Consider the following 21763-nt stretch of genomic DNA (forward strand, 5'->3'; position numbering starts at 1 on the left):
ACTCAAAACCCATTTTAGATAACAGATAACTGATGACTAATTCCTGATCCTAAGCTTTTTTTAATAATTCTGCCCGGATCGAGCCGCCTTTCCACGTCCACTCCTCTCGTTCCTCGGTGGGGACAAACTGTGCCCACAGACTCCCTGGAGCCACTTCATAGAAATGGTCGATCTGTGCGATCGCTATTTCTCCCCAAGGTGCTCTCACCTGGATCAGATCCCCCAAATGAAAAACATCCCCGGTTGCATTTTGGGCTTCTTCGAGTTCAACCCAGGGTTTAGGGGGTGTGTGATCTACTCGCCGGGGTTTACTAAAAGAGGGTTTATTTCTATCAGAATCAGAATGTGGACGGGAAGGACGAATGGATTTTTCACTTCCTGCGGGTGTCAATTGAATTTCCAGAGCAGGTTTGGGTCTGACAATAGCGGGGGGGGTTTTCTCGTCCATGAATCAACGGCTCCATCAAGAATGAATGTGAGTAGTTTAGATCAACATTCTAGACCTTGTGGATGCTTCCGTGCCAAGCCACGAGGTTCTGTTCGTGTTAAAACACAATTCAAAACAAATCAGCCCTAGTAAACGTGTTAGGTTAGGTTTAGTCTAACCTTTCCTCCGTGTCTTTACCTTGAGCTTGAAGTTCTCCGACCGTTCTATGCTTTGGGAATCTAATTTAACAGGTTTATTTGTTTTTAGCGAGAGAGATTTACCGTTTCAGGAGTCACCCCGTCATGAATAAAAATCAGCAAGATCTTCGTCGTAGTGCCGCCGAAAAATTCATTGAGTCTTTTGATCAAGAATTATTAAGTGCATTTCAAGAGCCAGATACCGTGACTCCCCCTCCTCAAGCTGCACCCCCAGAAAAATCGGTATCTTCCCCTCGTCCCTCCAAACACCCGGAAGGGATTAGCTTATCAGATTTGGAAGAAGCGATTTCTGATATTGAACAATATTTAAAAGATCGACATACACAAAAATAAGGGTAAGGGTATTAGCCAGAGCAGTAGAGTAAGCTTTACCTGTCAACCGTCACACCCCGGTTCGTTGGCGTTGAGCTTCATAGAGCATGAGGGCTGCACAAATGCCAACATTCAGAGACTCTACCCCTCGCTGTAAAGGAATTTGAACTTGATGATCCGCTAAAGCCTGAAGCTCAGGAGAAAGTCCACCCCCTTCATTCCCAAAAACCATCAACGTGGGTTGGGTAAAATCTAATTGCCAATAGGATAGGGAGGCTTGGGGAACCGTCGCTACAATTTGTAATCCTTGTTGCTGAAACCGGATAATATCGTCGGCTAAATTAGGGCTTACTGTTTTATTTAAACGAAACCAAGCTCCCGCAGAAGCTCTTAACACTTTGGGGTGATCTAAATCGACACTATCAGCACTCAGCCACAACCCATCTACTCCGGTGGCGGTTGCGGTGCGAATAATGGTTCCTAAGTTACCCGGATCTTGTAACGTTTCTAAGGCAATTCCTAAACCCTCAAGTGCTTGGGGTTTTAACTCCAGGCGAGGTGCTAAAGCAATTACGCCATCGGGATGAACCGTTGTCGCCATCGCTTCCAGTACCTCTGGACTGACCAATTCAAATCGGGGAGTTTGTTGGCGTAAACTATCCCATAAAGGTTGGTGACGATCTTGCCACAGTGAAGTATAACAAATTGTGGTTAAGGGATAGCCCGCAGCAGAAGCTTCTTCAACTAAGTGGGTTCCTTCTAATAAAAATAACTGTTGTTCTTTGCGTCCCTTCGCTTGGTGAAGTTTGCGAATTTGCTTCACTAATGGATTTTGCAGACTCGTTAACATGATCAGTGTGGAACAGGCATCTTGCCTGTTAAATCGGGTGTGGCTTACCAAAAGAGTAAAATAAGATTAGGGCGCGGAAACCACGCCCCTACCTGTCAGATGCGGAACCCGGGACTTGAACCCGGAAGTCCTTGCGAACACTAGAACCTGAATCTAGCGCGTCTACCAATTCCGCCAGTTCCGCTTTTTTATTCATTTGCACAATTATCAATCTTGTCATGGTTTTTTAAATTTGTCAATCCCTCTTTCGATTTAATTATAGTAGGGAATAGGGAACAGGGAACGGGGGGACAAGGGGACAAGGGGACGGGGGGACAAGGGGACGGGGGGACGGGGGGACGGGGGACGGGGGGATCAGGGGAGGAGAGGGAGGGGGAATGATTAATTATCGAGAGTTGTTTTTACCCCCCACAAAAACCGATGATTTGCGGTTAGGCGTGAGGAGTAAGGTTTAACCAATTATTTTAATACCGTTTTAGAGACAATTCGGGTTTTCTTCTTATCAGCTTCGGATAATTCTTCTCCCGATTGTAAGCGAGTGGCACTGGTTTGAAGTACCGTTGCGGCGTTTTTATCTCCCATTTGTAAAGCGGTTTTAGCGGCGGTTTGTAACATCGTTGCGGCTCCGGCGCGATCGCCTTGTTGCAGTTTGGTTTCCGCAATTTGAGTTTGACGATATTTGGCTAGAGCTAAAATTTGTTGTTGTACAAACGCATCAGATTTCGGTTGGTAGGAACTCACAAAATTTCCATCCACCCGGATCGGATCAGAATATAAATTTTGTAAATCTAAAGCGGGATCATCATAACGAACTTGCACTTGGGCGATCGCTTGTTTTCCTTCAGAAAATTGACCAAAATATAAATTGGCTAAGACCACCCGTTCGACATCTTTCATCACATCCCCTAGACGAACAATCCATTTTTCTCCTTCTTTTTGAACAGGTAATTCAATCGTATCTGGGGCGACTTGGGCGATGGGTTTGAGTTCGGCTAACCGCACATTGGGCATTAAATCCAAGAGTAAATAAGCATTGGTTAACCCCACCGACTGCATTTTATTAAACAAACGGCTAAATTCATTGAGGGCTTGTTCAGGATATTCAATATACGCTAAACTTCCTCCTGCCGCATCCGCAATTTCTTCTAAAACATCCGAATTCCAATCTTCCCCAAATCCTAAAGTATTGATGGTTAAGTTATAATTAGCAGCAAGTTGGGCTAATTTCAAACAACGTGTATTGTCGCCGTGTTCGTTTTCACCATCGGTTAATAAAAAGGCTTGAGAAATTCGTTCAGCTTTGCCTTTCCCTAATTCCTCAATGCCTAATTTTAGGCCTTCATCAATGGCTGTCCCCCCGGATGTTTTTAACGCTTGAATTTTGCGTTTAATATTGTCCAAATCTTTAATATCTTGATTGGGAATTAAAACCTTAGCGCGATGATCAAACGCTATAATAGAAATGCGATCGCCGGGTTTTAATCGATCCACTAACTCGATCGCCGCCTGTTTGACAGTTTCTAAGGGTTTTCCACTCATGGAACCGCTATGATCTAAAATCAGGCACAAATTTAAGGGTACATCGGCATCAGTTTGGGAGGGAAAAGCCGAAATGGAGATCGCAAGCTGACGTTGACTGGTTGCCTGGGAGACATCGAAGTTGGGATCGCTAAGAATCGCTTGCAAACTGACTTTCATAGGATTACCTGGAGTTGCGCTACTATTTTTATAAGTTTAAGGATGAGAATTCCTCATGAGAGAACCCATTCAAGCTGTGCAATCGGCATATTCTTACACCGATAGCCCAATTCGGACTCCCCCGCCAGATTTGGAATCCCTTCTATTGAAGGAAAGGATTGTCTATCTGGGACTTCCCCTGTATTCATCAGATGACATCAAACGTCAAGTGGGGATTGATGTTACTGAACTGATTATCGCTCAACTGCTTTACTTACAGTTTGACGATCCAGAGAAACCCATCTATTTCTACATCAACTCAACGGGAACTTCCTGGTATGGAGGAGATGCAATTGGGTTTGAAACCGAAGCCTTTGCCATTTGCGATACCCTAGGCTATATTAAGCCTCCGGTTCATACCATTTGTATTGGTCAAGCTATGGGAACTGCTGCCATGATTTTAGCAGCCGGAACCAAAGGATATCGGGCGAGTTTACCCCATGCCACCATTGTTTTAAATCAAGCGAAAAGCGGGGCTAGAGGTCAAGCAACGGATATTCAAATTCGGGCGAAAGAAGTTCTTGATAATAAAAGAACAATGTTAGAAATTTTGTCAAAAAGTACCGGACAATCGGTGGAAAAAATTTCTAAAGATACAGATCGGATGTTCTATTTGACACCCGATGAAGCCAAAGAATATGGTTTGATTGACCGGGTGTTAAAAAGTCGAAAAGAACTGCCTTCCTTGGCGGTAACGGTTTAAAATTGATTAGACTTCAAAAGGGGTAAAGCTATGCCTATTGGGATTCCGAGTGTTCCTTATCGTCTTCCAGGTAGTCAATACGAAAGATGGATTGATATTTATACCCGTTTGGGTGTAGAACGGATTTTATTTTTAGGTCAAGAAGTCACCGATGGGTTAGCCAATCGCATTGTCGCCCAAATGCTGTATTTAGATGCGGAAGATTCTAATAAACCCATTTATTTGTATATCAATTCTCCCGGAGGATCGGTAACAGCAGGGATGGCAATTTACGATACCATGCAATACATTAAAGCCGATGTGATTACCATTTGTGTGGGTTTGGCGGCTTCAATGGGAGCGTTTTTATTAGCCGCAGGAAGCCCTGGAAAACGTTTGGCTTTACCTCATGCTCGGATTATGATTCACCAACCTTTAGGAGGGGCAAGGGGTCAAGCAACGGATATCGAAATTGAAGCAAAAGAAATTTTGAGAATCCGCAGCTTGTTGAATGATATTTTAGCTAGTCGTACTGGGCAAACGTTGGAAAAAATTCAGAAAGATACGGATCGAGATTATTTCCTCTCTGCCCAAGAAGCCAAGGATTATGGTTTAATTGACCAAGTGATTGAAGAACGAGTTCCAGTGGCATTAACCGCCGGTTAACTGTTTATTATTCACAACAATTGGTGGGTTTTGCCCACCAATTCACCCTGTAATTATTTTTCTAAATTAATCAAATCACTGATAAAATTAGTGATGGATGCAACAGATTACTATCGACAATTAGGATTAAGATTCGGCGCTAGTTTAGAGGCGGTGAAATCGTCTTATCGGAAGTTAGCAAGACAATATCATCCTGATGTGAATCCGGGAAATGAAGTCGCCAGAGAAAAGTTTATGGCGATTACAGAAGCTTATAAATTTTTGTTAACGGTAGCCAAACCGGAAGCAGAATTAGAACCTGTGACGGCTTCGACTAAACCCGGAGGATCTCAGTCAGGATTTTCTCACTATCAAGCTCCAAAAGTTACAATTAAACCTAAAAGTCCACCGATTCAATTTAATGTTGAATTAACTAAAGAAGAACAAAAAATTAAACAAAATTTCTATTTAGAGTTACAAAATTTATTAAAAAATAAGCGTTTTCCCCGTGCGATCGCTTTAATTGAAGGGTTAGCCCAACGGATTCCTCATGACCCTGAAATTCGCCAATGGCAAGCGATTTCCTATCAACGTTGGGGACGACAATTGATTGTAGAAAAGCAAGTTGAAAAAGCCAGAAATTATTTAAAGAAAGCGTTGAAAACCGATCCCCATAATCGAGCCTTATGGGCAGAAGTGGAACGAGATTTTAGGCAGTTGGAGAAAATTTATTAGTCTTTAGAAAGCTGATGTCTAAATTATACTTTTGTGAAGATTTGTAAAAAAATACAATTTCAGAAATCAACCTTGTTTAATCCTCATAATCTATCTGTTTAACGATGCCCAAAGGTAGCTCTAGCACCTCGGAAATTTGCTCATCGCTTAATTTAAACTTCCGTAACTTATTAATTAGGGCAACTCTAATTGAATTGTTACAATTTTTTTCAAACTCTGAATTTTCATGTTGATTTATAACAGAGCTAGGATTGGGTTGTTCTGAACCAAAGTTTATACAGCTACAACTAATTATATTATTTGTAATTTTATTGCCAAAAACAGTCTTGTGATTTGATTTTCTTTTCAAAACAGATTCAAGATTTTTTTTATCCACAGGTTCATCAAAAATATCAGATAACATTTTCCAAAGCTTATAACCGACTTCTTTAGTATGAGCCGTTGTAAAGCCATAATTTTTAGCAATGTCTGAATACTTTTGCCGATTCAGTGTTCCCTCGATAATCCCTTGTTGCAAATCATTGAGATGCTTGCCTGTTTGAGCGTACACAATTTCATCTACAAATTGTGGTGATACCTCGTGACTGTCCATCTGTGAAAATGTAAGAGAACTGGAGTTATTATAGCTGACTTAATCCGCCCCAAGCTGCTCTTTTCCGCCTTAAGTTTAAAAATTTTTACACAACTTTTAAAAAGATCCTCCCTTTTCCTCCCTTTTGTATCTTGTCATGTGGTCTAGGAAGAGTTTAGTATAGAAGAAAATTTAGAGTGAATGTTATGACTCAGCATAATTTAGGGCCTTTGGCAGCAGTTGTAGCTGGTATGACGGCTGCTGCTTCTGCCGGAACTTATGTAGGCGCTCGTCTTGCAGGCAAGACGCATCAGCAAGCTAAGAAAAATTTGCTAAAGAACACATTTCACACGGCACTAGATGTAACACACACAGTTCATTTTGCTGAAAATGTGTACGAATTAGCTGAAAGTACATCCCCCGACTTCAATTCATGATTACTCTAGCAAGAGTATTTCAGATATCATTTGCTTTGGAATAGGTATCTTAAATATTATTGAAGGAATATTTTGCCTATTCCTTTTACCTTAAGTCTTTTACTCTTGCTGTTATAAAAGCATAAAAAACTGGGAAAATTCAACTTTAAGGTATTTTTATATGTCTGTTATTGGGATACTATTGGTTATTTTTGTGGTTTTTGCTGTAATTTCGTTTTTCAAAAATCGGTGAGATTAATTTAAGGTTTAAGGTTAGAGTGTAGCTGTTATTAAGTATTAAAGTTGCTTGCTCTGACCAGAGATTGATTACCTTTTATTGGGATAAGGTGAATTGTAATGGAAAGCTCGGAAGGTTTCTTAATCTTTTGCATGGTAGTTTTCGTAGCTTGGCTTGGAACATACACTGGAGCGATGCTTGCAGGTAAAAAACATGAATTGTCTTTTAGAAGAGCAAGTCGAGACATATTTCTGTTGAAGTGGTCTAAGCGTAGAAACTCAGCATAGCATAAAAGTTTTGTATTTATTCTCTAGATAATCTTTCATTTACCGTTCTAATTCTTACTGATAACCGTTGTAAACCTGATCAGTTTGTATCTATTGAGAAATCACTTCCTGTTTCAAAAATCATAGCGATTTGGGGGTGCTTCAGGTACACATCAAAAACCCGGTTTCTTGAAGAAACCGGGTTTTTGATTTTATTGCAAAGAACTTAGATAACAATTCATATTATTAATGCTGGACTGCTCAAACAGGCTTTAAAAGAAGCTGCTATCAACAAAGATGTTGTTATTCATAAAACCAATGAATACGGCACACATTACAACATGAAATTCTGGCTTCAAACCGCAGTAGGTAAGTCTCTGATTCTAGCAGCTTGGATCGTCCGCGAGGGTGAAAATTTCCCCAGATTAACAAATTGTTATCCCGTCAAAAAGTGAGGCAAAAACAATGGAAACAATTAAAGACCTAGATATTGTTGCTTTAACAGAAGACATAGAAGCAACCCATTTTGAAACTAAAGAAATCATTAAATTATCTAAAGGACAAGTAGGAACAGTGGTGATGGAATTTGATGGCAGTGCCTTTGAGGTAGAATTTTCTCATCAAGATGGCACTACTTATGCAATGGAGACGATTCCCGCTACAATGTTAATGCTTTTACATTATGAATTAGTAGACTCTGTAAGTTAGCACTAACCGTGCCGCTAGACCCTGATTTAATTAACTACAAAGTTGAATCAGCTATAATTAATTAGGTTTAACTGAAATTAATTCAAGTCATGCCAGAGAACACTTTAAGTTGGAACCCTGATCCAACAATATTAGATCAACTCTTGACTTTAGCGGATCAACGTCATCAATCGGTTGAATCCTTAATTACAGAAGCAGTCAAACTCTACATACAGGAGCAATTAAAAGTTCCTGATTTAGAATCTGATCCTTTAGTTGGACTCTTTGCTGGTTCTCCTAATTTAGCGAGTGATGCAGAGAATCAATTACAGCAAGAAATGACTCAAACTTCAGGATGGACGTGGAAAAAACCTTAGTGATTGGTGATACTGGTTTTGTTGTTGCCTTGTTAAATCGTAGTGATATTAAACACCAAGATGCTGTTAGGATTTATAGCCAATATCCCAAAATAATACTCCCTCAAACCGTACTAACTGAAGTGGCTTATTTAGTGGGTCGGGATGCCGGAATTCCCACAGTTGCTAAATTTTTGCGAGGTTTATCTGTTAGCCGTTTTCAATTAATCGAATTAACCGATAGAGATTTACTCCGAGTTGCAGAAATTTTAGAACAATATCAAGATAGTCGCATTGATTTTGTTGATGCAACTGTTATGGCAGTAGCAGAACGTTATAAAATCACAACAGTTTTGACTTTAGATCAGCGAGATTTTCGCTTGTTTCGTCCGCAACATTGTCTGAGTTTTGAAATTTTACCTTAAAGAATAACTTGCTTAGTTTATAATAATATTTTTGCTGTCCGTGTTTGAATGTTAGAACGATTAATTGTGCAGACTCAACAACGACCTATTGCTGTCGATTTATTTGCGGGTGCTGGAGGAATGACCCTAGGCTTTGAACAGGCTGGGTTTGATGTTTTAGCAGCAGTAGAACTTGATCCTATTCATTGTGCAACCCATGAATATAATTTCCCCTTTTGGACGGTTTTATGTGGCAATATTGAACAGGTGAAGGGATTAGAAATTAGGAAGGATTCTGAAATTGGTGATCGAGAGATTGATGTTGTATTTGGGGGGCCACCGTGTCAGGGGTTTTCCTTAATTGGAAAACGAGCGTTTGATGATCCCAGAAATAGTTTAATGTTTCATTTTATCCGGTTAATTCAGGAATTACAGCCGAAATATTTTGTTTTAGAAAATGTTCCGGGGTTAACTATTGGTAAACATCAGCAATTTATGGCTGAGATTATTGAGACATTGCACAATACTGGGTATCAAGTCGTAGAACCTTATCAAGTTTTAAATGCTTCTTATTATGGTGTTCCTCAAGATCGGTCGCGTTTATTTCTTTTAGGCTGTCGGCAAGATTTACCTTTACCGAGTTATCCCCCAGCCATAACTAAACCCCCAAAGGTTAATCCTAAAATAGAGGAGAAATTCAAGCATCTTCTCCCCTGTCCGACGGTTTGGGATGCCATTGGAGATTTACCCGAAATTGAACAATATCAAGAGTTGAAATCAAAAGATTATACCTTTGTAGAGTATAAAAAACCGAGCCAATATGCTAAAATATTGCATAATATATCTCGATTAAAAACTGATTTTTCTTATCCTCGAATTTACGATAAAAATTTATTAACCTGTAGTTTGCGATCGCAACATAACCCAACATCTATCGCTAGATTTGAAGCGACAGAATGGGGAAAAATAGAAAAAATTAGTCGATTTCATAAACTCGATCCGACCGGATTATGTAATACTTTAAGAGCCGGAACACCGAGTAACCGAGGCGCGTTTACTTCCCCTCGTCCCATTCATCCCTATTCTCCCCGTTGTATTACGGTTCGAGAAGCTGCGCGTTTACATTCCTATCCTGACTGGTTTAGATTTCAGGGGACAAAATGGCATGGATTTCGACAAGTTGGAAACTCAGTTCCCCCGTTATTAGCAAAAGCGATAGCGGCTGAGATTATTCGTGTTTTAGGGATTAATTTAACTCAACCCACAGAAGAAAAACGATTAGGAAATGATACGTTACTGTATCTAAATCGATTACAAGCGGCAAAATGGTATAATGTTGATCCTAATATTATAGAACCCCGAAGAAGAGAAAATAAAAATAAAGTTTAAAAAATCAGGTAATCCCTGGTAAAATTAAAGAAGATAAAATAAAATTTAGTTCATCAGTTCCCCTAAATCTTATGGTTAAAACAATTAGTTATAGTGATTTAGATATTGCTCCCTATATTGACCATACCTTACTCAATCAAACCGCAACCCCGGAAGAAATTCAACAGTTTTGTTATCAAGCAGAACGTTATAAATTTGCTTCCGTTTGTGTATTTCCCAGTTATGTTAAACTTGCTAAAGAACTACTGCAAGGAAAACCGCCAAAAGTCTCAACGGTGATCGGGTTTCCAACGGGAGCCACAACTTCTAAAGTTAAACTCTATGAAGCTCAAGAAGCGGTTGAAAATGGAGCAACGGAATTAGATATTGTGATTAATTTAAGTTGGTTAAAAACCGGTAAAACCGAGGAATTATATCAAGAAATTGCTGAAATTTGTGAAGAAACTGGGCAAACGGTAAAAGCTATTATTGAAACGACAATTCTCACAGAAGATGAAAAACGCCTAGCCGTTGAAGTGTTAATGGATGCGGGAATTGCTTATATTAAAACCAGTACAGGTTGGTATGGAGGAGCAACCGTTGCCGATATTCAACTGATTAAATCCATTGCTAAAGGACGAGTAGGAATTAAAGCTTCTGGTGGAATTAGAACCTACCAACAAGCGGTTGATTTAATTATAGCTGGAGCTACTCGTTTAGGGACTTCTCGTGGTGTTGAGATTTTGACTACAAATATCCAAGAAGAAGATAGTTACTGATAACTGATAACTGATAACTGATAACTGATAACTGATAACTGATAACTGATAACTGATCATCAAAATTCAATGAATAAAACTTATATTGCTACGGGGATTAATTTAAAAGGTAAACCCTTTGGAGAATCGGATCGCCTTTTAACGATTTTAACGAGAGAATTTGGATTAATTCGAGTGATTGCACCGGGAGCTAGAAAAGCGAAATCCTGGTTAGGGGGAAGAAGTGAATTATTTGTTGTTAATCAATTATTAATTGCTAAAGGGCGATCGCTTGATAAAATAACACAAGCCGAAACTCTAACCACCTATTCAGGATTAGGCAAAAATTTAGGGAAATTAGCCGCGAGTCAATATTTAGCAGAAGTAGTCCTCAACCAAGCCTTAAGCGAACATCCCCAAGAGGATTTATTTGTTCTCCTGAATGAACATTTAAACCGTTTACAAAATCTCCCCAATTCTCCCTTAATTGCCCATTCCACCCAAATTATTGCCAGTTTAACTCAGGGTATTTTCCATCTTCTCGCCTTAGCAGGAACAGCCCCCCAAGTTCAATTATGCTGTTTAACTCAACGTCTGCTGCGTCCTAATTTTACTGATGAACAGTGGCGAGTGGGGTTTAGCGTAGATGCGGGAGGAATTATTAACCTGTCCGAGTGGACAAAATTACACCGTCCCTCTTCTCCCCAGCCTCAAAAACCCATTCCTGTAGCCTCCAAACCCATTGCTGTTGCTGAGTTGGAGAACTCTTACACCATTGAAACGGTTGCTCAACCCAAACTTAAGATTAATACCAAACTCACCGCCCCGCAATTAGCGATTTTGCAACATTTAGCCCAACCGCAACTCCTGGACACCGGGGCTTTATCTTTTTCTCCCTCAATTTCCGCCCTTGATTGGATGACGGTAGAACGGATATTACGACAATATACAGAATATCATTTAGGCTATCCGATCCGGTCAGGGTTACTGATTGATACCTTTACCCACCAATTTATTGTAGACCCACCGTTTTAAGAATTGGTTCGGATTTCTCCCCTTTGTTTGGTTCAGAGTGACGCGACTGATCCAATTGATCATTAAACTGTTAAGGAGAGTGTGAAATGATGAGAAGCCCTGAACGGAATTTTCCGCCTCCAGGAATTCCCGTGATTTTTCCCTCAAGCCTGACTCCTTTGAGAATGCTGCTTTAATAGTATGTATGATGCGATCGCAAGATTTAGAAAAACAGTTTAAATTCCATCAACCCTGGGCCATCATGAAAGATTGGGAGACTGACTCCTTGTTAGAAATTCCCGCTTCTACCTCTGTAGAATTAGACCCGGTAAAAAATGGGCATTCGACGCCTTCTTTTCCCCACGTTTCTCCAGAGGTCGAGGACACCAGAACTGACAACAATGGGAGTTTTCCTAAGCTGCCCCAAGATGATGAAGAACGAGGATTTTTACCTGTTCTGAGAAACAAGAATTTTCTGGCGCTTTGGAGTGGACAACTGTTCTCCCAATTGGCCGATAAAGTGTATTTAGTGTTAATGATTGCGATTATTTCCACCCGCTTTCAACAGGCTGATCAAACGATTAGTGGGTGGGTATCAGCCATTATGATGGCATTTACTATCCCGGCGGTTTTGTTTGGGGCGGGGGCGGGGGTATTTGTTGATCGATGGTCAAAAAAAGCCGTATTAGTGATTACTAATTTATTACGAGGGGGACTCGTTCTCGCTTTACCCGTCGTTTTGTGGCTATTCCAGGGTCAACACTTGGGTCAATTACCCGTTGGGTTTTATATTTTATTAATCACAACTTTTTTAGTTTCTACTTTAACTCAATTTTTCGCGCCTGCTGAACAATCAGCGATTCCTTTAGTTGTTGAAAAACGTCATTTATTATCCGCGAATTCTCTTTATACAACAACCATGATGGCTTCCGTCATTGTTGGGTTTGCCGTCGGAGAACCTTTATTAGCTTTGGCTGATTTCATGGGTAATTTACTCGGTTTTGAAGCCATTGGTAAAGAATTGATTGTCGGCGGAGAATATGTCATTGCTGGGTTAATTCTGCTGTTGTTAAATCCAAAAGAACAAAACAATAATTCCCCCCATGAACAACCCCATATTTTAGCAGATTTACGGGATGGAATTCGATATTTAAGCAATCATACGTTAATTAGGAATGCGTTATTACAATTAATCATTCTATTTTCTATTTTTGCAGCCTTAGCGGTTTTAGCTGTACGTTTAGCGGAAATTATTCCTGAAATTAGTTCCTCCCAATTTGGCTTTTTATTAGCGGCTGGAGGGGCAGGAATGGGGATTGGAGCAACCATTCTCGGTCATCTCGGTCATCGGTTTGCCCATTTCCAACTGGCATTAATGGGTTCTTTAGGTGTGGCGGGATCATTAGTGGGGTTATCCATTTTTAATCAACAATTATGGCCGACTTTGAGCTTGATTTTATGCTTAGGAATTTTTGGGGCTATTGTTGCCATTCCCATGCAAACCACTATTCAAGCTGAAACCCCGGAAGAAATGCGAGGGAAAGTCTTTGGACTTCAGAATAATGCGATTAATATTGCCTTAAGTTTACCTCTCGCCTTAGCAGGATTTGCTGAAACTTTAATAGGATTATCCAATGTCTTTTTAAGTTTAGCAGGATTAGCGATCGCCGGGGGTTTCCTGACTTGGTTAATCTCTCGAAATGCTCCCCATATTGCTGAGTAAGGGATAAGGGAAATTGGGAACTGATCAGGGGTTGAGATTTAATTTCAATCTGCTAAAATCCAAGTTTAATTAGGAGAATAGGATATTAAAATCTATTCAATAAAAGTGTTAAACTGCTAACTTTATCGAAGGTCAATTATGGACGTTAAAGCTGCTGTTGCGTGGGAAGTTGGAAAACCTTTAACTTTAGAAACCGTTCAACTTGAAGGGCCAAAAGAGGGAGAAGTCTTAGTTGAAATTAAAGCAACCGGAATTTGTCATACCGATGCTTATACCCTTTCGGGTGATGATCCTGAAGGGTTATTTCCGGCTATTTTAGGTCATGAAGGCGCCGGAATTGTCGTTGAAGTGGGTTCTGGGGTCAAAAGTCTTAAACCCGGAGATCATGTGATTCCTTTATATATTCCCGAATGTCGTCAATGTGAATATTGCTTAAGTTTTAAAACCAATTTGTGTCAAGCGATTCGGGGAACTCAAGGCAAAGGTTTAATGCCGGATGGTAGTAGTCGTTTTTCAAAAAATGGTCAGATGATTCATCATTATATGGGAACATCTACCTTTTCTAATTATACCGTTTTACCCGAAATTGCCTTAGCTAAAATTCGAGAAGATGCCCCCTTTGATAAGGTTTGTTATATTGGTTGTGGGGTAACAACGGGTCTGGGTGCTGTGATTAATACCGCTAAAGTTGAACCCGGAGCAAATGTTGTGGTTTTTGGCTTGGGGGGGATTGGATTAAATGTAATTCAAGGGGCAAAAATGGTGGGCGCTAATAAAATTATTGGTGTAGATCTTAACCCCGCGAAAAAACAAATTGCTGAAAAATTTGGTATGACCCATTTTGTGAACCCGAAAGAAATTGAAGGGGATTTAGTCTCTTATTTAGTCGAATTAACCCAAGGCGGCGCGGATTATAGTTTTGAATGTATTGGTAACGTAAAGGTGATGCGTCAAGCCTTAGAATGTTGCCATAAAGGTTGGGGGGTAAGTGTCATTATTGGGGTCGCGGGTGCAGGTCAAGAAATTAGTACCCGTCCGTTTCAATTAGTCACGGGAAGGGTTTGGAAAGGAACGGCTTTTGGCGGCGCAAAAGGTCGAACGGATGTGCCTAAAATTGTGGATTGGTATATGGAAGGGAAAATTAATATTGATGATTTAATTACCCATGTTATGCCTGTTGAGCGAATTAATGAAGCGTTTGAGTTAATGCACCAAGGAGAATCAATTCGGACTGTAGTAACGTTTTAAACGGGATTTCGATGGGGAGCAAACAGAATAATAATAGTACCTACCAGACAAATTATTGCTCCCAGTAAGTCCCATCTATCGGGTTTGACTCCTTCAACTATCCACAGCCAAAAAATAGAAAAAAAGATGTAAATTCCGCCATAAGCTGCATAGGCTCTTGCCGCATAGGAAACATCAACTTTGGTCAAAGCAGAAGCAAAAATAATCAGCGAGATTAAACCGGGAATGAGCCAGAGGATACTTTTTCCTAAACGTAACCAAGCCCAAAAAGCATAGCAGCCCGAAATTTCCCCCAAAGCTGCAACGAAGAAAAAAAACAGTGATTGCATTCAGCTTGAAGTATAAAATAGAAGTTAATCTTAACAATTTTATCGGTTATGAGCAGGAAAGAGAATTGGATTTTGAGGATGAGTTTTGAGAAGGACAGGTTAAATGATTAGAACCAAACCAGGGATAAAAATTAGCATCCCACTCCGCAGCCGGGACAAACTCAACAAACAAATCCATTAAAATTTGATTCACCCTTTCTGCCAAAAATTGATTGGCTAACCAATTATAGGTTTTTTCAAAATCTCGATCCCACTCTAAATAAACAGCACCGACCACCGCTTCAAATAGTTCCGCTAATATTTTTTCTTGTTCAAAGTCGGGTTTTAACGGATAATTTTTCCCCAAATCACTTCCCTGATCAAGATTGATTTTTATCGTTAATTGTGCTAAAATAGCAGGACTAACCAAATCACTTTTGAGCAGAATACGGGTTGCTGATCCTAAATGGGAACAGTGCAGATATAAATAATCATCCACCATCTGACTGAATAAGTTAGAACCTAAACGATTAATTCCCAAATATTCTAAGGTTCTTGACTTTTGTTGTTCCCTCGTTAATCCTACGCTTTCTGCAATAGCATCAGGATGAGTTAAAGCAATTTCTAACAATTCTTGATGATGAAAAGCCTTGATTCCAAGTTGGTGTTTGACAAAATTTGAATTAATCATGATTCGAGAAAAATTTAAAGGTTAATTAAAAGTGATCTACAGGATATTAAAGAGAAGTTACGGAAAAGCAAACTCTGGTTTTCCGATTGATAAAATAAGTTTGTAATCGTGTAGAGGGTAATCGTCAACCATCAACCTCTACCTATTGGGAGTTTACAAATGATCGCTGCCCTGAACCCAATCAGTGAAAGTTTATGCTTTGGCGGTAAAGTAGGCTTCTATCGCCATTTTTCCGCAATTTGTGATAGCGAGATGGGATTTTCCGTCTATCAACCGCCCCAAGCTCAATCTCACGCTGTTCCCGTACTTTACTACCTTTCGGGGTTAACCTGTACGGAAGAAAACTTTACGATTAAAGCAGGTGTCCAACGATTAGCTGCAAAATACGGCTTAATGGTGGTTGTACCCGATACCAGTCCCCGCAATACGGGAACACCAGGGGAAGATAAGGACTGGGACTTAGGAACTGGGGCGGGATTTTATCTCGATGCGACGGTAGAACCCTGGAGTCGTCATTATCAAATGTACAGTTATGTCGTGGAGGAGTTACCCCAACTCATCGCCGAACAGTTTCCAGCTATTCCTGATAAACAAGGAATTTTCGGTCATTCTATGGGGGGACATGGGGCGCTGGTCTGTGCGTTACGCAACCCTGAACACTATTTATCCGTTTCTGCTTTTGCTCCGATTCTGGCGCCAATGCGTTGTCCTTGGGGTCAAAAAGCTTTTAATGCTTATTTAGGAGCAAATCAAGAAGAATGGCGCAATTATGACGCGAGTGAATTAGTGCAGCGAGGACAATTTAATCAGCCAATTTTAATTGATATTGGTACGGCTGATCCGTTTTTAACAGAACAATTATTACCGGAAGTCTTTGAAAGAGCTTGTGCAGCCGTTGGGCAGGTTTTAACCTTACGAATGCAGCCCGGATATGATCATAGTTATTATTTTATCGCTACCTTTATCGAGGATCATATTCGTCACCATGCGAGTTTATTAACTTAAATTTCTAAATCAAACCGGAAATAATATTAATACTCATCGCTAAAATTGTAGTATTAAAGAAAAAAGATAGAATACAGGGAAACAGAAACGATGAGATTAAAGAAAATAGAGCCGATAAAAAAAGATTTTACTGTTTAGGTTGGTTACATCAGTATGAGTTAATCACCGTGTTGGTGGGACTGCTGGCTACTGACTGTACCGTTTAAATCCTTCCTGACTCATCCGTTTGGTTCCTCATTGTAACTTTTTAGACTAATAATTGCTGTTCAGCAAAGCTTTTGCTTTATGATCAAACTAAGAGTTAAACCTTGATCAAAATTTTAATAAAAGTTAACAATTCTCCATTTATTGATAAAATTCATTTAATGACTATTTTATGGCTTAAACTACCTTTACGATGGGTACTAATTGTTCCCTTTGTTGTACAACTTTTTACAACTGTTGGGCTGGTTGGGTGGATGTCCTTTCGTTCCAGCCAAGCTTCTGTAGAAGATGTCGTGAATCAAATGCACCGGGAAACTTCAGATCGAATTGAACAAAAATTGAATCAATTTTTAGAAATTCCCCATCTGATTAATCAAATTAATTTAGATGCGATTAATAACGGTTATATTGATATTAATAATCCCCAACAGTTGCACCATCACTTTTGGCTCCAAGTGCAACGGTTTAAAACAATCAATTTTGTATTTTTTGCTAGTGAAAAAAATGAATTTATCGGAAGTGGGAGATTTAATCAGTCTCCTTTACTGATGATGAAAGCAGGTAAATCTACCCAAGGGGGGATTCATTTTTTTGAATTAGATGCTCAAGGAAACCCCAAAAAATTAGTTCGAGAAACGCCTAATTTCCCCATTCGTCAACGACCTTGGTACAAAGCAGCAATCATGAGTAACCATTCGGTTTGGAGCCCGATTTTTACTTATCATGCTTATCCCCAAATTGCCTTATCTGCCAGCGTAATTGTGAAGAATAAACAAGGCAAAATTTTAGGCGTATTAGCAAATAACGTATTTTTAAATCAACTGAGTGACTTTCTTAAAGATTTAAAAGTTAGTAAATCTGGGCAAATTTTTATTATTGACCGTCAAGGATTAATTGTGGCAAGTTCCACCTTGTCTCGACCTTTTTTAATTGATAAAAATGGCAAAACTCAACGAATTCAAGCTCTGAATAGCACTGATCCACTTTTACAAGATTCCTGTAAATATTTGCTAAAATTATTTGGCAATTTTAACAGAATTAAAGCGGTATATCAGTCTAATTTTATTTATCAAAAAGAACGACAATTGATACAAGTTATTCCTTACTCAGATCAACGCGGATTAGATTGGTTAATTATTTTGGTCGTTCCCGAATCTAACTTTATGGAACGAATTAAAAAAAATAACTATCAAACTATTTTTCTGTGCTTCTTTGCCTTATTTATTGCTCTGATTTTCGGATTTTTAACGACACGATGGATTATGAAACCGATTTTAGAATTAAATCAAGCGGCTCAAAAAATAGCTCAAGGAGAATTAGAACAAATTCAACAAGAAATTCACTCTCAAGGAATTTATGAGTTAGAATTGTTATCCCAATCTTTTAATCAAATGGTATCTCAACTCAAAGATTCCTTTGAAACCCTGGAAGTTAAAGTTGAAGAACGAACCACTGAACTCAAACAAGCTAAAGAATCGGCGGAATTAGCTAACCGTGCTAAAAGTATATTTTTAGCCAATATGAGTCATGAATTAAGAACACCCTTACACGCCATTTTAGGCTTTACCCAATTAATGCTGCGTCAGTCCAAGGCTGAGTCTAAACAATTAGAAAATTTAGAAATTATTAATCGTTCTGGCGAACATTTACTCAAGTTAATTAATGAAATTTTAGACTTAACCAAAATTGAATCAGGAAGAACGGTTTTAAATTTAAGTTCTTTTGATCTTTACTCTTGCTTAACGTCCTTAAAGCAACTGTTTGAATTAAAAGCAAAATCTAAAGGAATCAAGCTTATTTTTGAATGGGATACAACCTTGCCTCAATATATTCAATCGGATGAAGGAAAACTCCGTCAAGTTTTAATTAATTTATTGGGAAACGCGATTAAATTTACATCCCAAGGACAAGTTATATTAAGAGCAAAAATTAAACCTCCTTTAGAACAAAGCATTTTAGTGTTTGACTCTTCTTTTTGGGAGCAAAATGAATCCGAACAAACTTATTTATATTTTGAAATTGAAGATACTGGCCCTGGGATAGCACCGGAGGAACTCACTCAATTATTTGAAGCCTTTATCCAAACCGAAACGGGAAAAAAATCTCAACAAGGAACCGGATTAGGATTAACCATTAGCCAAAAATTTATTCGCTTGATGGGAGGAGAGATTCAAGTAGAAAGTAGGCTTAATCAAGGAACCTTATTTCGGTTTTATATTAATATTTATCCTGTTCATTTTTTGAATTTAAAACCCTTAATTTCTCCTAAACAGGTGATCGGACTCGAACCCAATCAACCGAACTATCGAATTTTAATTGTGGATGATCATCTAACAAATCGACAACTGTTACTTCACTTATTATCGCCTTTAGGGTTTGATCTGCGTGAAGCTGAAAATGGTCAAGAAGCTGTCGGAATTTGGAATCATTGGCAACCCCATTTAATCTTCATGGATATGCGAATGCCTGTGATGGATGGTTATGAAGCAACCAAACAGATTAAATCCCATTTAAAAGGTGAAGCCACAGTGATTATTGCCTTAACAGGAAGCGTTTTTGAAGAAGAACGGACTGTTGTTTTATCCGCAGGGTGCGATGATTTCGTCAGAAAACCTTGTCGAGAAGAACAACTTTTAGAAACCATTGCTCACCATTTAGGGGTACGGTACTTATATGCTCCTGAAATTGACTGTTCCGAGTCAGGCCTCAAAATCGACCCCCCTATTTTAACCCCCGACGCTTTGAAAATTATGTCTTCCGACTGGTTAATTGCCCTGCGCTACGGTGCCGCCGCTGCCGACGGGGAGCAAATTGTACAACTCCTGCAACAAATTCCCCCATCCCATCGCCATGTGGCTCAGTCTCTCATGGTACTGGTGAATAATTTTTCTTTTGATCAGATAATAGATTTAGCGCAAACAGCAACCCAGCAATGAATTATTCTTTCCATCGATCTTTTAAAGCAGATATTTTAATCGTAGATGACACCTTAGAAAATCTACGGCTTTTGTCTACGACTTTAATGCAGCTAGGATATAAAGTTCGCGGGGTGATGACCGGACAAATGGCAATTATGGCAGTGCAAACCCTCCCGCCAGATTTAATTCTCCTCGATATTAAAATGTCGGATATGGATGGGTATACGATTTGTCAACATCTCAAAAGCAATGAGCTATCTCGTGATATTCCGGTGATTTTTTTAAGTGCTTTGAATGAAGTCATTGATAAAGTTAGAGCTTTTGAAGTCGGGGGAGCCGATTATATTACTAAACCTTTTCAATTTGAAGAAGTGATTGCTCGGATTGAAAATCAAATGGCATTACAAATGGCGAAGGCAGAAATTCGGCAATTGAATGAAGAATTAGAACAACGAGTTCAAGAACGAACTCAAGAATTAGAATCGGCAAATTTGCAATTAAAAACCTTAAACCAACGGTTAGAACAAGAGATAACAGAACATCAAAAGACTCAAAAACGATTACTGCACATGGCTTCCCATGATGCGCTCACCAGTTTACCCAACCGGGTGTTATTTATGAATCGATTAATTCAAGCTTTACAACGAACGCAGCAGGAACCAAATTATCAATTTGCGGTGTTATTTTTGGATTGCGATCGCTTTAAAGTGGTGAATGATTCTTTAGGACATTTTGCCGGAGATCGGTTATTAATTGCGATCGCACGTCGTCTTAAAACCCATTTAACCACTACAGATATGTTAGCTCGATTTGGGGGAGATGAATTCACAATTTTATTAGAAAATATTCAGGGTTCCGAGGATGCCAGCCGTTTAGCTCAAAAAATTCAAACCTCCATGAGTTGGCCGTTTCAATTTGATGATCAAGAATTATTTATTAATGCCAGTATTGGAATTGTTGTTGGTGATCAAACCTATGAACAGCCCGAACATTTGTTAAGAGATGCAGATATTGCCATGTATCAAGCTAAAGCTTTGGGAAAAGCTCGGTATCAAATTTTTGATACTCAAATGCACTATCACGCCCAACAACGCTTAGAATTAGAAACCGATTTAAGACGGGCTTTACATCGTGAAGAATTTCTCTTATATTATCAACCCATTATTTCCTTAACAACGGGAAGAATTAATGGATTTGAAGCTTTAATCCGGTGGTATCATCCCCAAAAAGGGTTAGTTTCTCCGGGGGAATTTATTCCAGCAGCCGAAGAAACCGGATTAATTATTCCCATTGGGTTATGGGTGTTAAAAGAAGCGTGTCAACAGTTAAAAACGTGGCAAGATCAAGGTTTATTTAAAGATAAAATTAAAATGAGTGTTAATCTCTCTGTTAAACAATTCTCTCAAGTTAATTTAATTCAAAATATTGATAAAATTCTTTTAAGGACTCAGTTAAATAGCAGTTATCTAAAATTAGAAATTACCGAAAGTGCGATTATGGATCATCCTGAATCAGCAACGGAACTTTTACAACAACTCCGAGACCGAGATATTCAGTTAAGTATTGATGATTTTGGAACCGGATATTCATCCCTGAGTTATTTACATCGGTTTCCCCTGCATAATTTAAAAATTGATCGATCCTTTATTAAGCGAATTACTGAAACTCGCCAAAATTTAGAAATTATTCATGCGATTATTACCCTGGCTCATCATTTGAATATGACAATTACCGCCGAAGGAGTAGAAACCGAAGAACAGTTGTCCTTACTGAAAAATCTAGGATGTGAAGAAGGGCAAGGTTACTATTTTTCTCCGCCAGTAGATGCTAATGCTGCTCAAGCCTTACTCCAGGATAATCCCCATTGGTAATAGAGATGAATGAATTCGTTAAAAATCATTGATTTTTGGCAATTTTTTTCAACTTAATGTTAGTCTAAGCTATAGGTAACTGTGTAATTGATACTGCGGGAAACTACCTTG

General features: G+C 39.1%; 23 protein-coding genes and 1 tRNA gene. 17 read left to right on the forward strand and 7 right to left on the reverse strand.

The genetic code is table 11. The features are described 5' to 3' along the window. Positions 1–49: 49 nt before the first annotated feature. Entirely contained in the window at positions 50–448 is a 399-nt protein-coding gene (locus tag NMK36_RS06740; RefSeq protein WP_072717123.1) for a hypothetical protein, read from the reverse strand. A 281-nt stretch (positions 449–729) separates the two neighbouring features. Between NMK36_RS06740 and NMK36_RS06745 the strand changes: the two genes are divergently transcribed. Then, on the forward strand, positions 730–978 hold the full coding sequence (locus NMK36_RS06745) for a hypothetical protein (RefSeq protein ID WP_072717122.1): 249 nt from the start codon (positions 730–732) through the stop codon (positions 976–978). Between the two features lie 49 nt (positions 979–1027). Here the strand turns inward: NMK36_RS06745 and NMK36_RS06750 are convergent, their stop codons facing one another. From NMK36_RS06750 to NMK36_RS06760, 3 genes are all read right to left on the reverse strand, one after another. Next, positions 1028–1807: a TrmH family RNA methyltransferase gene (locus tag NMK36_RS06750; RefSeq protein WP_072717121.1), complete on the reverse strand. Its 780-nt coding sequence runs from the start codon at positions 1805–1807 to the stop codon at positions 1028–1030. A gap of 100 nt (positions 1808–1907) precedes the next feature. Continuing rightward, a tRNA-Leu gene (locus tag NMK36_RS06755) sits at positions 1908–1991 on the reverse strand. Positions 1992–2266: 275 nt separating this feature from the next. After that, positions 2267–3505 carry a vWA domain-containing protein gene (locus tag NMK36_RS06760; protein ID WP_254173374.1) on the reverse strand — a complete coding sequence of 413 codons (1239 nt, stop codon included), beginning with the start codon at positions 3503–3505 and terminating at the stop codon, positions 2267–2269. 55 nt (positions 3506–3560) lie between these two features. Here NMK36_RS06760 and NMK36_RS06765 point away from each other — a divergent pair, with 55 nt between their 5' ends. From NMK36_RS06765 to NMK36_RS06775, 3 genes are all read left to right on the forward strand, one after another. Continuing rightward, positions 3561–4247, forward strand: coding sequence for an ATP-dependent Clp protease proteolytic subunit (locus NMK36_RS06765; RefSeq protein WP_072717119.1), 687 nt, complete (start codon positions 3561–3563; stop codon positions 4245–4247). 30 nt (positions 4248–4277) lie between these two features. After that, entirely contained in the window at positions 4278–4892 is a 615-nt protein-coding gene (locus NMK36_RS06770; RefSeq protein ID WP_072717118.1) for an ATP-dependent Clp protease proteolytic subunit, read from the forward strand. 93 nt (positions 4893–4985) lie between these two features. Then, entirely contained in the window at positions 4986–5606 is a 621-nt protein-coding gene (locus NMK36_RS06775) for a J domain-containing protein (protein WP_072717117.1), read from the forward strand. Between the two features lie 76 nt (positions 5607–5682). On the opposite strand, the gene NMK36_RS06780 is transcribed toward NMK36_RS06775, so the two are convergent. Continuing rightward, positions 5683–6156 (reverse strand): hypothetical protein, encoded by a 474-nt coding sequence (locus NMK36_RS06780; protein ID WP_254173375.1) that lies wholly within the window; start codon positions 6154–6156, stop codon positions 5683–5685. A 227-nt stretch (positions 6157–6383) separates the two neighbouring features. Between NMK36_RS06780 and NMK36_RS06785 the strand changes: the two genes are divergently transcribed. The 10 genes from NMK36_RS06785 (at position 6384) to NMK36_RS06825 (ending at position 14655) form a co-directional block, all read left to right on the forward strand. Continuing rightward, entirely contained in the window at positions 6384–6614 is a 231-nt protein-coding gene (locus NMK36_RS06785) for a hypothetical protein (protein ID WP_254173376.1), read from the forward strand. Between the two features lie 740 nt (positions 6615–7354). After that, complete coding sequence (locus tag NMK36_RS28935) at positions 7355–7552, forward strand: DUF6883 domain-containing protein (protein WP_367997206.1); 198 nt, start codon at positions 7355–7357, stop codon at positions 7550–7552. A gap of 10 nt (positions 7553–7562) precedes the next feature. Next, positions 7563–7805, forward strand: a complete 243-nt coding sequence (locus NMK36_RS06790; RefSeq protein WP_254173377.1) for a DUF4926 domain-containing protein — start codon at positions 7563–7565, stop codon at positions 7803–7805. A gap of 89 nt (positions 7806–7894) precedes the next feature. Continuing rightward, positions 7895–8161, forward strand: coding sequence for a hypothetical protein (locus tag NMK36_RS06795; RefSeq protein WP_072717114.1), 267 nt, complete (start codon positions 7895–7897; stop codon positions 8159–8161). Then, complete coding sequence (locus tag NMK36_RS06800; RefSeq protein ID WP_072717113.1) at positions 8140–8565, forward strand: type II toxin-antitoxin system VapC family toxin; 426 nt, start codon at positions 8140–8142, stop codon at positions 8563–8565. Before NMK36_RS06795 ends, NMK36_RS06800 begins: the two co-directional genes overlap by 22 nt. 48 nt (positions 8566–8613) lie before the next feature. Continuing rightward, positions 8614–9933 carry a DNA cytosine methyltransferase gene (locus tag NMK36_RS06805; protein WP_254173378.1) on the forward strand — a complete coding sequence of 440 codons (1320 nt, stop codon included), beginning with the start codon at positions 8614–8616 and terminating at the stop codon, positions 9931–9933. A 71-nt stretch (positions 9934–10004) separates the two neighbouring features. After that, positions 10005–10691, forward strand: a complete 687-nt coding sequence (gene deoC / locus NMK36_RS06810) for a deoxyribose-phosphate aldolase (protein WP_254173379.1) — start codon at positions 10005–10007, stop codon at positions 10689–10691. Positions 10692–10760: 69 nt separating this feature from the next. Further along, positions 10761–11705, forward strand: a complete 945-nt coding sequence (recO, locus tag NMK36_RS06815) for a DNA repair protein RecO (RefSeq protein ID WP_072717109.1) — start codon at positions 10761–10763, stop codon at positions 11703–11705. Positions 11706–11889: 184 nt separating this feature from the next. Continuing rightward, the gene (locus tag NMK36_RS06820; RefSeq protein ID WP_254173380.1) at positions 11890–13407 is read left to right on the forward strand and encodes an MFS transporter; all 1518 of its coding nucleotides are present in this window, start codon (positions 11890–11892) and stop codon (positions 13405–13407) included. 138 nt (positions 13408–13545) lie between these two features. After that, entirely contained in the window at positions 13546–14655 is a 1110-nt protein-coding gene (locus NMK36_RS06825) for an S-(hydroxymethyl)glutathione dehydrogenase/class III alcohol dehydrogenase (RefSeq protein ID WP_254173381.1), read from the forward strand. Here the strand turns inward: NMK36_RS06825 and NMK36_RS06830 are convergent. Further along, a complete protein-coding gene (locus NMK36_RS06830) occupies positions 14652–14984 on the reverse strand; it encodes a YnfA family protein (protein ID WP_254173382.1) in 333 nt (110 codons plus the stop codon). The genes NMK36_RS06825 and NMK36_RS06830 overlap by 4 nt on opposite strands. 46 nt (positions 14985–15030) lie before the next feature. Beyond that, the gene (locus tag NMK36_RS06835) at positions 15031–15654 is read right to left on the reverse strand and encodes a ribonuclease III domain-containing protein (protein WP_254173383.1); all 624 of its coding nucleotides are present in this window, start codon (positions 15652–15654) and stop codon (positions 15031–15033) included. A gap of 159 nt (positions 15655–15813) precedes the next feature. On the opposite strand from NMK36_RS06835, the gene fghA reads away from it, so the two are divergent. From fghA to NMK36_RS06850, 3 genes are all read left to right on the forward strand, one after another. Further along, the gene (fghA, locus tag NMK36_RS06840; RefSeq protein WP_072717105.1) at positions 15814–16659 is read left to right on the forward strand and encodes an S-formylglutathione hydrolase; all 846 of its coding nucleotides are present in this window, start codon (positions 15814–15816) and stop codon (positions 16657–16659) included. A 365-nt stretch (positions 16660–17024) separates the two neighbouring features. Next, complete coding sequence (locus NMK36_RS06845) at positions 17025–19799, forward strand: response regulator (protein WP_254173384.1); 2775 nt, start codon at positions 17025–17027, stop codon at positions 19797–19799. Beyond that, positions 19796–21652 (forward strand): two-component system response regulator, encoded by a 1857-nt coding sequence (locus NMK36_RS06850; RefSeq protein WP_072717104.1) that lies wholly within the window; start codon positions 19796–19798, stop codon positions 21650–21652. The genes NMK36_RS06845 and NMK36_RS06850 overlap by 4 nt, the downstream gene beginning before the upstream one ends. Positions 21653–21763: the final 111 nt, after the last annotated feature.

Origin of the sequence: Planktothrix pseudagardhii, assembly GCF_904830925.1 — a bacterium.
Taxonomy (GTDB): domain Bacteria; phylum Cyanobacteriota; class Cyanobacteriia; order Cyanobacteriales; family Microcoleaceae; genus Planktothrix; species Planktothrix tepida.